At 63.2% G+C, this 12,366-nt stretch carries 12 protein-coding genes; 9 read left to right on the top strand and 3 right to left on the bottom strand.

Annotation, left to right across the window (positions count from 1 at the left end):
- Positions 1 to 69 precede the first annotated feature (69 nt).
- The 8 genes from epd (at position 70) to DCO48_RS22130 (ending at position 7,336) form a co-directional block, all read left to right on the top strand.
- Entirely contained in the window at positions 70 to 1,140 is a 1,071-nt protein-coding gene (epd, locus tag DCO48_RS22165) for an erythrose-4-phosphate dehydrogenase (RefSeq protein ID WP_116552748.1), read from the top strand.
- A 12-nt stretch (positions 1,141 to 1,152) separates the two neighbouring features.
- Positions 1,153 to 2,316 (top strand): phosphoglycerate kinase, encoded by a 1,164-nt coding sequence (locus tag DCO48_RS22160; protein ID WP_116552747.1) that lies wholly within the window; start codon positions 1,153 to 1,155, stop codon positions 2,314 to 2,316.
- Between the two features lie 32 nt (positions 2,317 to 2,348).
- The gene (locus tag DCO48_RS22155; protein WP_116552746.1) at positions 2,349 to 2,567 is read left to right on the top strand and encodes a hypothetical protein; all 219 of its coding nucleotides are present in this window, start codon (positions 2,349 to 2,351) and stop codon (positions 2,565 to 2,567) included.
- Between the two features lie 51 nt (positions 2,568 to 2,618).
- Positions 2,619 to 2,942, top strand: a complete 324-nt coding sequence (locus DCO48_RS22150) for an MliC family protein (RefSeq protein ID WP_116552745.1) — start codon at positions 2,619 to 2,621, stop codon at positions 2,940 to 2,942.
- 100 nt (positions 2,943 to 3,042) lie between these two features.
- Positions 3,043 to 4,107, top strand: a complete 1,065-nt coding sequence (fba, locus tag DCO48_RS22145) for a class II fructose-bisphosphate aldolase (RefSeq protein WP_116552744.1) — start codon at positions 3,043 to 3,045, stop codon at positions 4,105 to 4,107.
- 255 nt (positions 4,108 to 4,362) lie between these two features.
- Entirely contained in the window at positions 4,363 to 6,483 is a 2,121-nt protein-coding gene (locus DCO48_RS22140; RefSeq protein WP_116552743.1) for a bifunctional diguanylate cyclase/phosphodiesterase, read from the top strand.
- 38 nt (positions 6,484 to 6,521) lie between these two features.
- Complete coding sequence (locus tag DCO48_RS22135; RefSeq protein WP_116552742.1) at positions 6,522 to 7,022, top strand: M48 family metallopeptidase; 501 nt, start codon at positions 6,522 to 6,524, stop codon at positions 7,020 to 7,022.
- Positions 7,023 to 7,039: 17 nt separating this feature from the next.
- A complete protein-coding gene (locus tag DCO48_RS22130) occupies positions 7,040 to 7,336 on the top strand; it encodes a helix-turn-helix domain-containing protein (RefSeq protein ID WP_116552741.1) in 297 nt (98 codons plus the stop codon).
- Between the two features lie 86 nt (positions 7,337 to 7,422).
- On the opposite strand, the gene DCO48_RS22125 is transcribed toward DCO48_RS22130, so the two are convergent.
- Positions 7,423 to 7,875, bottom strand: a complete 453-nt coding sequence (locus tag DCO48_RS22125) for a GNAT family N-acetyltransferase (protein ID WP_116552740.1) — start codon at positions 7,873 to 7,875, stop codon at positions 7,423 to 7,425.
- A gap of 229 nt (positions 7,876 to 8,104) precedes the next feature.
- Here DCO48_RS22125 and DCO48_RS22120 point away from each other — a divergent pair, with 229 nt between their 5' ends.
- Positions 8,105 to 8,842 (top strand): ABC transporter substrate-binding protein, encoded by a 738-nt coding sequence (locus DCO48_RS22120; protein WP_116552739.1) that lies wholly within the window; start codon positions 8,105 to 8,107, stop codon positions 8,840 to 8,842.
- On the opposite strand, the gene yccS is transcribed toward DCO48_RS22120, so the two are convergent.
- Together yccS and DCO48_RS22110 are read right to left on the bottom strand one after the other, a co-directional pair.
- Complete coding sequence (gene yccS, locus DCO48_RS22115) at positions 8,843 to 11,026, bottom strand: YccS family putative transporter (RefSeq protein WP_116552738.1); 2,184 nt, start codon at positions 11,024 to 11,026, stop codon at positions 8,843 to 8,845.
- Positions 11,027 to 11,146: 120 nt separating this feature from the next.
- Entirely contained in the window at positions 11,147 to 12,328 is a 1,182-nt protein-coding gene (locus DCO48_RS22110) for an NAD(P)/FAD-dependent oxidoreductase (RefSeq protein WP_116552737.1), read from the bottom strand.
- Positions 12,329 to 12,366 lie beyond the last annotated feature (38 nt).

Raw genomic sequence — 12,366 nt, 5'->3', positions numbered from 1 at the left:
GGGTTCCCTGCAAGCCAATGTGGGAGCGGGCTCGTCCCGCGATAGATTTTTTCGTTCCGTGAGCATCTCATGCCCCAAGCGCGTCCCTACAAAGTTGCACTCAACGGCTACGGCCGTATCGGTCGTTGCGTCCTGCGCGCACTCTTTGAACGGGGAGCCAAGGCCGGCTTCGAGATCGTCGCACTGAACGACCTGGCCGATCAGGCCAGCATTGAATACCTCACTCGCTTCGACTCCACCCATGGCCGTTTTCCCGGCGAGGTCAAGGTCGATGGCGATTGCCTGCATATCAATGGCGACTGCGTAAAAGTCTTGCGCAGCGCCACCCCCGAGGGCATCGACTGGGCCGCGCTGGGCGTGGACCTGGTACTGGAATGCTCCGGGGCCTATAACACCCGCGCCGATGCCCAGCGGTTTCTCGACGCCGGTGCACCGCGCGTGCTGCTGTCGCAGCCGATGGCCAGCGAGGCGGATGTCGACGCCACCATCGTCTACGGCATCAACCAGGATTGCCTGACCGGCGCCGAACGCCTGGTGTCCAACGCGTCCTGCACCACCAACTGCGGCGTGCCGCTGCTGCGGGTGCTGGACCAGGCGTTCGGCCTGGAGTACGTGTCGATCACCACGATCCACTCGGCGATGAACGACCAGCCGGTGATCGACGCCTACCATCACGAAGACTTGCGCCGCACCCGTTCGGCGTTCCAGTCGGTGATTCCGGTGTCCACCGGGTTGGCGCGCGGCATCGAACGCCTGCTGCCGGAACTTGCCGGGCGGATTCAGGCCAAAGCCGTACGTGTGCCGACAGTCAACGTGTCGTGCCTGGACATCACCTTGCAGACTGCCCGCGATACCACGGCGGCCGAGGTCAACCAGGTGCTGCGCGATGCCGCGCTGAGCGGTCCGTTGCAGGGCCTGCTGGCCTACACCGAGCTGCCGCACGCCAGCTGTGATTTCAACCATGACCCGCATTCGGCGATCGTCGATGCCAGCCAAACCCGTGTTTCCGGCCCGCGCCTGGTAAACCTGTTGGCCTGGTTCGACAACGAATGGGGGTTTGCCAACCGTATGCTCGACGTTGCCGATCACTATCTGCGCGTTGTTGACTCCACTACCCGCAACACTCGTAAACAGCCCTGAAGGACTGCATTCATGACCGTTTTGAAGATGACCGACCTCGATCTGCAAGGTAAGCGCGTACTGATCCGCGAAGACCTCAACGTCCCTGTGAAGGACGGTGTGGTTGCCAGCGATGCGCGCATCCTCGCTTCGCTGCCGACCATCAAGCTGGCCCTGGAAAAGGGCGCGGCCGTGATGGTCTGTTCGCACCTGGGCCGTCCGACCGAAGGTGAGTTCTCGGCCGAGAACAGCCTCAAGCCGGTTGCCGACTACCTGAGCAAGGCGCTGAACCGCGACGTGCCGCTGGTTGCCGACTACCTGGACGGCGTTCAGGTGCAGGCCGGTGAGCTGGTGCTGTTCGAGAACGTGCGCTTCAACAAGGGCGAGAAAAAGAACGCCGACGAGCTGGCGCAGAAATACGCCGCGCTGTGCGACGTGTTCGTGATGGACGCGTTCGGCACCGCTCACCGTGCTGAAGGTTCCACTCACGGCGTGGCCAAGTTCGCCAAGGTCGCTGCTGCCGGTCCGTTGCTGGCAGCCGAGCTGGACGCCCTGGGCAAGGCCCTGAAAGCCCCGGCCAAGCCGATGGCGGCCATCGTTGCCGGTTCCAAGGTGTCGACCAAGCTCGATGTGCTGAACAGCCTGAGCCAGGTTTGCGACCTGCTGATCGTTGGTGGCGGCATTGCCAATACCTTCCTCGCTGCTGCCGGTCACCCGGTGGGCAAGTCGCTGTACGAAGCTGACCTGATCGACACGGCCAAGGCCATCGCTGCCAAGGTCAACGTGCCGCTGCCGGTCGACGTGGTGGTTGCCAAGGAATTTGCCGAAAGCGCCGTGGCCACCGTCAAGCTGGTGGCCGATGTGGCGGCCGACGACATGATCCTCGACATCGGCCCGCAAACGGCCGCGCAGTTCGCCGAACTGCTGAAGTCGTCGAAGACCGTGCTGTGGAACGGCCCGGTCGGGGTGTTCGAGTTCGATCAGTTCGGTAACGGTACCAAGGTGCTGGCCAAGGCCATCGCCGAGAGCTCGGCGTTCTCCATCGCGGGTGGTGGCGATACCCTGGCGGCCATCGACAAGTATGGCGTTGCCAGCGATATCTCCTACATTTCTACCGGCGGCGGCGCGTTCCTCGAGTTCGTCGAAGGCAAGGTGCTGCCGGCGGTTGAAGTGCTGGAACAGCGGGCCAAGGCCTGAGTCGATCAGCGCCTGGCAAAGGGAGCGACCTGATGGTCAAGCGATTGCCTGTGATTATCCTGGCTGGTCTGCTGGGTGCTTGCTCCAGCGGCCCTCAGCCTGCTGCGGACAAGCCGGGCGCGCCGAACGGCGGCTGCTACCAGTCCGAATGGCAGGCCGAGACGGTGCCTGTGATCAACAAGAGGCTCGGCCCGGATGGCCTGGAAAAATACGACGACGAGCACCAGCGCCAGGCGCACGGTTGCCCTTGATCGGTTCAAGGCAACCTGCGCGCCGGTTCGTGGTCTTCTAGAGGATATTGGATGAAAGGCGTTGTTGCCCTGATGGCCCTGGCGGTATTGAGTGGGTGTGCCCTCACCGAACCCAAACCGGTTAACGACAACTGGACCCGCTGGGTCTGCGACAGCAAGGCCGAACTGCTCTGGCGTTTCGCCGATGTCGGCCAGGACAGCGTCGATGTGCGCCTTGGCGGCGGCGACCAGGTCTACCGGCTCAAGGCCGAGCCCGGGGCATCGGGGGCGCTGTACAGCGATGGCGTGCTGGCCTTTCACACCAAGGGCGACGAAGGCCTGGTGTACTGGGTAGCGACCAACGATTTGATAGGGCGGGGCTGCAAGGCACCGTGACTGACCGGGCCGGTTTCTACCGGCTCACACTACTTGAATAGCAACCGCCGCTGCGGCAGGCTTGCAAAAAATACGACGCTTGTCGGGAGAGAGATACACAATGGCACTCATTAGCATGCGCCAGATGCTGGACCACGCCGCCGAGTTCGGCTACGGCGTTCCAGCTTTCAACGTCAACAACCTTGAGCAGATGCGCGCCATCATGGAAGCCGCTGACAAGACCGACTCCCCGGTGATTGTTCAGGCTTCGGCCGGTGCCCGCAAATACGCTGGCGCGCCGTTCCTGCGTCACCTGATCCTGGCGGCCATCGAAGAATTCCCGCACATCCCGGTGTGCATGCACCAGGACCACGGCACCAGCCCCGACGTGTGCCAGCGCTCGATCCAGCTGGGCTTCAGCTCGGTGATGATGGACGGCTCGCTGGGCGAAGACGGCAAGACCCCGACCGACTACGAGTACAACGTCCGCGTGACTCAGCAAACCGTGGCCATGGCGCACGCTTGCGGCGTTTCGGTTGAAGGCGAGCTGGGCTGCCTGGGTTCGCTGGAAACCGGTATGGCCGGTGAGGAAGACGGTATCGGCGCTGAAGGCGTGCTGGATCACAGCCAGATGCTGACCGACCCGGAAGAAGCGGCCGACTTCGTCAAGAAGACCCAGGTCGACGCCTTGGCTATCGCCATCGGTACCAGCCATGGTGCCTACAAGTTCACCAAGCCGCCGACCGGCGACGTGCTGGCGATTGACCGCATCAAGGAAATCCACAAGCGCATTCCGAATACTCACCTGGTAATGCACGGTTCGTCGTCGGTGCCGCAAGAGTGGCTGGCGATCATCAACCAGTACGGTGGCGACATCAAGGAAACCTACGGTGTGCCGGTTGAGGAAATCGTCGAAGGGATCAAGCACGGTGTGCGTAAGGTCAACATCGACACCGACCTGCGTCTGGCCTCCACTGGTGCGATGCGTCGCCTGATGGCGCAGAACCCGAGCGAGTTCGACCCACGCAAGTTCTTCGGTGAGACCGTCAAGGCCATGCGTGATGTGTGCATCGCGCGGTATGAGTCGTTCGGTACTGCCGGTCATGCGTCGAAGATCAAGCCGATCTCGCTGGATGGCATGTACCAGCGTTACCTGAAAGGCGAGTTGGCGGCCAAGGTCAACTAAGTCCGCTACTACGAAGAAGCCCGCCGCGATGCGGGCTTTTTTGTGCCTGGGGGTTTTCTTGGCGCAGCCCCACAGGTCTATACCTAAGGATTAATCAGCCACCTCGAAAATGGATCCATTCACGACCGTTAGTCGGCTAATGACCGTTTCCTCTCGTGATAGCACTGTGCCTACTACAGGTTTTCCCTTACCAGGACTAGAGTAAAGCTTCAAATTTCTACCGAAATCTGACGTCGGTGCCAGAAGAGAAGCAGCATGGATTGCGCGCAGCCTCAGACTCACGAAGACGACTCGGTATTACTGGTCGTCGACGACTACCCGGAAAACCTGATCAGCATGCGGGCGCTGTTGGCCCGCCAGGATTGGCAGGTGTTGACGGCCAGTTCCGGCACCGAAGCCCTCAGCGCCCTGCTGGAGCATGAGGTCGACTTGGTACTGCTGGACGTGCAGATGCCCGGCATGGACGGCTTTGAAGTCGCCCGCCTGATGCGTGGCAGCCAGCGCACGCGACTCACCCCGATCATCTTCCTCACCGCCAACGAACAATCCCAGGCGGCCATGCTCAAGGGCTACGCCAGCGGGGCGGTGGACTACCTGTTCAAACCCTTCGACCCACAAATCCTCAAGCCGAAAATCCAGGCCCTACTCGAACAGCAACGTAACCGCCGTGCCCTGCAACAGCTCAGCCGCGACCTGGAGAGCGCCCGCGCATTCAACGCCTCGGTGCTGGAGAACGCCGCCGAAGGCATTCTGGTGGTGGCCGAAGATGGCCGCATCCGCTTCGCCAACCCGGCCATCTCGCGCCTGCTCGAAGCGCCGGTCGAGGTCCTGCAGGGCAGCGAGCTGCTGACGTTCGTCGAGTCGCCCGAAGCCACCCGGTGGCGCGACTCGGCGTTCTACCAGGCGTATCTGGACCGCAACATCTATCGCCTGCACGACGCCGTGCTGCGCACCAGCGGCGGTCGGCCGTTGCCGGTGACCCTGTCCTGCGCGGCGCTGTCCGGCGATCAGCAGGCGCTGGTGGTCACCGTGCTCGACATGTCGGTGGTGCGCAACCTGCACCAACAACTGGAATACCAGGCCGTAACTGACCCGCTGACCGGGCTGCTGAACCGGCGCGGCTTCTACCAGGCGGCAGAAAGCGCGCTGCTGCGCGGCGAGCTGTCGCAGAAGTCCCAGGCCTTGATGTACCTCGACCTGGACGGCTTCAAGCGTATCAACGATTCTCTCGGTCACGAAGCCGGCGATCGCGTGCTCAAGTGGGTGGCCGAACAGCTCAAGGAATGTTTGGGCGCCCACGGCATCCTCGCGCGCATGGGCGGCGATGAATTCACCGCACTGCTCGACGCCCTGCAATACCCGGAACAGGCGGCGCGCTTCGCCGAGCGCCTGATCGAGCGGATGTCGATCTGCCAGCAGATCGAAGGGCTGGAAGTCACCCTCGGGGTCAGTATCGGCATCGCGGTCTACCCCGATTGCGGTGCGCACATCGATGGCCTGCTGCGCGCCGCCGACACCGCGATGTATGCCGCCAAGCAGGCCGGGCGCCAGCAGTATCGCTATTACGACCAGGACCTGAACGGCCGTGCGCGCTCGCGGCTGATGCTTGAAAACAGTGTGCGCGACGCCATCGAAGACCAGGACTTCAGCCTGGTCTATCAACCCCAGGTGGCGTTTGCCGATGGCCGATTGCGTGGCTTCGAGGCGCTGTTGCGCTGGCAGCACCCCAGTGTCGGCGATGTGCCACCAGGGCTGTTCCTGCCCTTGCTGGAGGAGGCGCGGCTGATCTCGCGACTGGCCAGCTGGATCTACCGCCAGGGCGCAGCGCAGCGCAGGAGCTGGCGCGAGCAGTTCGACGACGACGTGATCCTCGGTATCAGCCTGAGCCGGGTGCAGTTTGCCATGCCCAACCTGGTCGAGGAGCTGGGCCGGGTGATCCGCAGCCACGACCTGGCGCCGGCGCAGCTGGAAGTGGAAATTGCCGAGACCTCGCTGATGTACAACATCGACGCGGCGCTCAAGCAGTTGAACAAGCTGCGTGAACTGGGTGTAAGGGTGGCGCTGGACGACTTCGGGGCCGGCGACTGTTCGCTGCGCATGCTCCGCGACCTGCCGATCGACACCCTCAAGCTCGACCGGCACCTGGTCGCCCGGCTGCCCGATTCGGGCGCCGATGCGGCGCTGGCCCGCTGTGTCATCGACCTGTGCCGCGACTATGGCCTGACGGTGATCGCCGAGGGTGTCGAAACCCTCGAACAGGCGCGCTGGCTGCAGGCCAATGGCTGCGAGTATGTGCAGGGCTTCCTGGTGGCACGGCCGCTGGTGGCCAAGGATGCCGGCGCCTTCCCGGGCTTTTTTGCCTGGCCACAGGATTAGTTGGGTAAACTGGCGCTTTGATCCGCCAGCCAGCCCCGATGACCACGCTCAAGTACCTGCAAGCCTATCCCTGCGCCCTGCAAGATCAGGTGCGCCAACTGATCGCCCAACAGCGCCTGGGCGACTACCTGCAGCAACGCTACCCGACGCGCCACGCGGTGCAGAGCGACAAGGCGCTGTACAGCTACGTGCAGGGCTTGAAGCAGGAGCACCTGCGCAACGCACCTAACCTGGACAAGGTGCTGTTCGACAACCGCCTCGACTTGACCCACCGGGCGTTGGGCCTGCACACGGCGGTGTCGCGGGTGCAGGGTGGCAAGCTCAAGGCGAAGAAGGAAATTCGCATTGCCTCGCTGTTCAAGGAGGCGGCGCCGGAGTTCCTCAAGATGATCGTGGTGCATGAGCTGGCGCATCTGAAGGAAAGTGATCACAACAAGGCGTTCTACCAGCTCTGCGAGTACATGCAGCCCGGCTATCATCAGCTGGAGTTCGACCTTCGCGTTTACCTGACCTGGCGTGATTTGCCGGGCGCTGATTGACCGATAAGGACCTGCCAATGGACGTGAGCAAGACCAAGACCAGTTTTTACCGGCGCCTGTATGTGGCCTGGCTGATCGACAGCCAGACGGCGAGCAGTGTGCCGGCCTTGATGGAGGCTACCGGCATGCCGCGGCGCACGGCCCAGGACACCATCGTGGCATTGGCGGATCTGGATATCGTCTGCGAGTTCGAGCAGCAGGAAGGTGCGCGCAATCACGCCGGGCATTACCGGATCCGTGATTGGGGGGCGATCGACAAGGGCTGGATCATTCAGCATCTGCGGCGGATCCGGGAAGTGCTTGGCTATCCTTGAGGGCCCTATCACGTGACAAGCCCGCTCCCACAAACTGTGCGCCCTGGCACTTACTGTGGGAGCGGGCTCGTCCCGCGATAGCGTAATCAGCCGCGACGCATGCCGATATGCGGTATGTCATCCTCCAGGTACTCCTCACCGGCCACCACAAACCCGTGGCGGGCGTAGTAGCCCTGCAAGTGCGCCTGTGCCGCCAGGTACACCGGCACCCCCGGCCAGGCCTGCTCGGCGTGTTTCAGCCCCTGCACCATCAACTCATGCCCCAGGCCCAGGCCACGCGCCTTGGGCGAGATCACCACACGGCCGATCACCACATCGCCACCCTGTGATTCCGGGTCGAGCAAGCGCAGGTACGCCACCAGCTCATCGTTCTGCCATGCCATCAGGTGAGAGGTATCGCCGCTCAGGTCCTGACCATCAGTTTCCAGGTACGGGCATTTCTGCTCCACCACGAACACCTCGGTGCGCAGCTGCAAAATAGCGTACAGCTGCTCTTTGCCCAGGTCGGTGTGATGCTTGCAAATCCAGTCGATACTCATGGCCTTCCCCTAACGTGATGTCCCGATCATACCGGCCATGGCCGCAGAACCGCCATGGATCAGGGTATTTGTGAAACAGTTTGAAATAGAGGCGTATAGCCACCATTGTTTGCTGCCGCATTGGCGATTCTTTGTGTAATCTCAGGAGGCAACCTAGAGTTCTGACACTAGAAAAACAACCAGGCAGTCGAACACAGCGCGGACATCGATTCCGCTAAAGGATTTGAGCATGCGGCTACTGCTCCGAGTCTTGGGTTTGCTGGCAATGCTGTTTGTTGCCTATCCGGCGCAGGCCGACAAGTTGCGTTTGGTGGCCGATGCCTGGCCACCCTTTACCGACGTCAACATGGCCAATGGCGGCCTGGCTACGGCGCTGGTGACCACGGCCTTTAGCCGGGCCGGGTTTGCCAGCGAGTTCGAGCAGGTGCCCTGGGCACGCGCCTTGATGGGCATTGGTGAAGGGCGTTACGACGTACTGGTCAATGCCTGGTACAACGACTCGCGCAAGCTGATCGGGCAGTTTTCCGCCGGTTACCTGAACAACCGCATCCGTCTGCTCAAGCGCAAGGGCGAGCAGGTGAGCTATGACGCGCTGAGCGATCTGCACCGCTACCCGATTGCAGTCGTACGCGATTATGCCTACTCGGCCGATTTCGATAACGACCAGCGCCTGCAGAAAGTGCCGGTGCGCAGCTTCTCGGTGGCGGTCGGCATGCTCGCTGCCGGGCGCGTCGACCTGGCCCTGGAAGACGAATACGTCGCCCGTTATTACCTGCAACGCGAACCCGCCGCCGTGCGCGACAAGGTCGAGTTCTATGGCAAGCCGGTCAGCGACAACAGCCTGCACATCCTGGTCAGCCTGAAGAACCCGCGACACCGGGAGATCACCGCCGCTTTCGACCAGGCCATCATGGCCATGAAAGCCGACGGCAGTTACGACGCCCTGCTCAAGCAGTACGGCCTCTGATCAGGCCGGCTCGGCCTCTTTGATCAGGTGTGCGGCCAGCGTGCGCAGCGGCCCGAGCTGACGGCCGATCAGGGCCAGTTGGGTTTGCACCAGGCGCTGGTTCTCGTCCATGTCTTCGGGCATCTGTTCCAGTTCGCTGGCCAGGGCTTCTTCACGGTCGCTGTGGATCGCCACCGGCGTCTTGCTGGCCAGGCCACTGGCGATCTCGTCGAGGCTGGCGGCCAGGCTCGCGGCCGCGCCGTCGATCAGGTACTCGTGCACTTCCGGCGCCAGTGCACTGTCGCGGTGCGCACCGAGGCCGGAGAGGTAGCTGAGCAGGGTGTGCGAGAGCACCAGGAAGCGGAAGCCGACATCGGCCTCCTTACGGAAATGCCCCGGCTCCATCAGCATGTTCGCCAGCGTGGTCGACAGCGCCGCATCGGCGTTGTGCGCGTTGCGCCGGGCCAGGCGGTAGGCGAGGTCGTCGCTCTTGCCCTGGGCGTATTGCTGCATGATCTGCCGCAGGTAGGTGCTGTTGCAGCTCAGGGTATTGGCCAGCACCTTGTTCAGGCGCCGGCCCTGCCAGTCGGGCAGGAACAGGAACACCGCCAGAATGGCGATCAGGCTGCCCACCAGGGTATCGAAGATGCGCGGCAGGAACAGTCCGTAGCCATCGCCGGTCTGGTTGAAGCAGAACAGCACCATCAGGGTGATCGCTGCGGTGGCCAGGGTGTAGCGGGTGGTGCGGTTGACGAAGAACACCACCCCGGCGGCCACCGCGAACAGCGATTGCACCACGGCGCTGGGGAACAGGTCGAACAGCGCCCAGCCGACGGTAAGGCCGATGCCGGTGCCGATCATTCGCTGCATCAGTTTGCGCCGCGTGGCGCCGTAGTTGGGCTGACAGACAAACAGTGTGGTGAGGATGATCCAGTAACCCTGGGTCGGGTGGATCAGGTGCACCATGCCGTAGCCGATGGACAGCGCCAGCGGCAGGCGCAGGGCGTGGCGGAACAGCAGCGAGGTCGGTGTCAGTTGCTGGCGCAGGCGGCTCCAGACATCGGCCAGGTTGCGCGGCGAGCGGTCGAGCAGGCTGGAGTCGCGGTTGTCGGCGAGGTTGTCCGGGTTGCTGGCATCGCTGAGCAGGCGGTCGAGGGTGCCCAGGTTTGCCGCCAGCGCGCGCAGCGAGCGCAGCAGGCCGCGCCAGGCCGGGTTGCTCTGGATGCGCAGGTGCTCCAGCGAGGCGTGCAGGTCTTCCAGGGCCGCGGCGGAATTGGCCTCGTAGACGAACGGCTGGCGCAACTGGATCGACGCCGAGAGCTTGTTGCAGGCCGCGCCCTGCTCGCGCAGCAGGCGCTGGCAGCGGAACATCACGTCGCTGTGGAAGAACGCCTCGGCCAGCGCGTTATACGGATAGTGCGAGGAACTGGCGCGTTCGTGAATGTCCTGGGCGAGAAAGTACAGTTTCAGGTAGCGGCTGACCTTCGAGCCTGGCCGGCCATTGCCGACCCGGTGCAGGATGATTTCCTTGGCGGCGTTGAGTGCTGCCACCACCTTGCCGTTCTGCTGCGCCAGTTCCAGGCGGCGTGCCTCGACGTCGAGCTGGCGCACCGGCTCGAACAGGCTCGACTTGAGCTTCAGGTAGTGCCCCAGCTCGCGGAACAGGCGCGCCAGGCTCTGCTGCACCGGCTGGTTGGAAAACAGTGCCTGCCACACTACCGAGAGCGCGCCATACCAAGCGGCGCCGGCCACCAGCAGCAGCGGTTCGTGCCAGAAATCGGTGACTTCGCCGCCGCGCTGGTCGACGCCGATCATGGTGTACACCGAAAGAATCAGGGTTGCCGAGGCAATCGCCCCGTAGCGCTCGCCGAGCGCGCCGAGCATGGTCAGGCCGAACGCAGCCAGGGCCAGCGCGCAGACGAACACGATCGGGTAGGGGAATAGCAGTTCCACCGACAGCGCGGCAATGGTGAAACACACCAGGGTCACGGCCAGGGCGTTGAGCCGGCCCTGCCAGCTGTCGTCGGTTTCGGCCAAGGCACTGGCGATAACCCCGAGGAACAGCGGGATCAGCAGGCTCATTTCGTCCAGGTACCAGCACAGTGCCATGCTGCCGGTGAGGGCGATCAATACGCGGATGCTGTAGCTGAATTTGTCCAGGGCCCAGAGACGGCGTAACGAATGGCTGAACGAAGACGATGACATGATGGGCGGCAGGCCTGCTGGGCAATGATCGAAATTGAGCCGGTCACGGCGGCAGTGGCGTGCCGCCGTGTTCACGTACCAGCAAAATTTGTTCCGTGATGCCGGATTCTACCGCGAAGGTTAGACGAACTGCGCGGCCGCGTAGGCCGAGGCCCAGGCCCACTGGAAGTTGAAACCGCCAAGATGGCCGCTGACATCCAGCACTTCGCCGATGAAGTACAGGCCGGGGCTTTTCAGCGATTCCATGGTCTTGGACGATACGTCGCGGGTATCGACGCCGCCCAGGGTCACTTCGGCGGTGCGGTAGCCTTCGGTACCGGCCGGCACCACTTGCCAGGCCGCCAGTTTTTCGGCGACCTGGGCCAGCTCGGCCGGGGTGTACTGCTTCATCGGCTTGGAGACGAACCAGTGCTCGGCGAGCAGGTTGGCCATCTTCTTGGTGAACAGTTCGGCGAGCAGGGTTTTCAGTTCACTGTTCGGCCGTTCGGCTTGCTGCTGTTGCAGCCAGGCGAGGGCGTCGTGGTCGGGCAGCAGGTTGATCTCGACGGTGTCGCCGCTGTCCCAGAACGAGGAAATCTGCAAAATCGCCGGGCCGCTGAGGCCGCGGTGGGTGAACAACAGGTTCTCGCGGAAGCTGGCGCCATTGCAGCTGGCGATGCAATCCACCGAGCTGCCCGACAGCTCGGTGCAGATGCCCTTGAGCACCGGCTCGGTGATGGTGAACGGCACCAGCGCGGCGCGGGTCGGCAGCAGGCTGTGGCCGAACTGACGGGCGACCTGATAGCCGAACCCGCTGGCGCCCAGGGTCGGGATTGACAGGCCGCCGGTGGCGATCACCAGCGACTGGCACTGGAACGGGCCGGCGCTGGTTTCCAGCAGGTAGCCGCTTTCGAGTTTTTCGATCTGCTCGATGCGTGTGTCCATGCGCAGCTCGGCACCGGCGCTGGCGCATTCGCTCAGCAGCATGTCGAGGATGTCGCTGGACTTGTTATCGCAGAACAGCTGGCCGAGTTTCTTCTCGTGGTAGGGCACGCCGTGCTTGCCGACCATTTCGATGAAGTCCCACTGGGTGTAGCGGGCCAGGGCCGACTTGCAGAAGTGCGGGTTCTGCGAGAGAAAGTTGGCGGGTTCGGTGTACAGGTTGGTGAAGTTGCAGCGACCGCCGCCGGACATGAGGATCTTCTTGCCGGGTTTGTTGGCATGGTCGAGCAACAGCACCTGGCGGCCGCGGTAGGCGGCGGTCAGGGCGCACATCAGGCCGGCGGCGCCGGCGCCGATGATGATGACTTCGGTGGAACGCACTGCAGTAATCCTCGGGGGATGGTGGTGAGGCTATCGCG

The sequence above is a fragment of the Pseudomonas sp. SDI genome (assembly GCF_003105155.1).
Classification (GTDB): Bacteria; Pseudomonadota; Gammaproteobacteria; order Pseudomonadales; family Pseudomonadaceae; genus Aquipseudomonas.
Note: the sequence above shows the minus strand (reverse complement) of the source record. Positions and strands in the feature narration are given on the sequence as shown.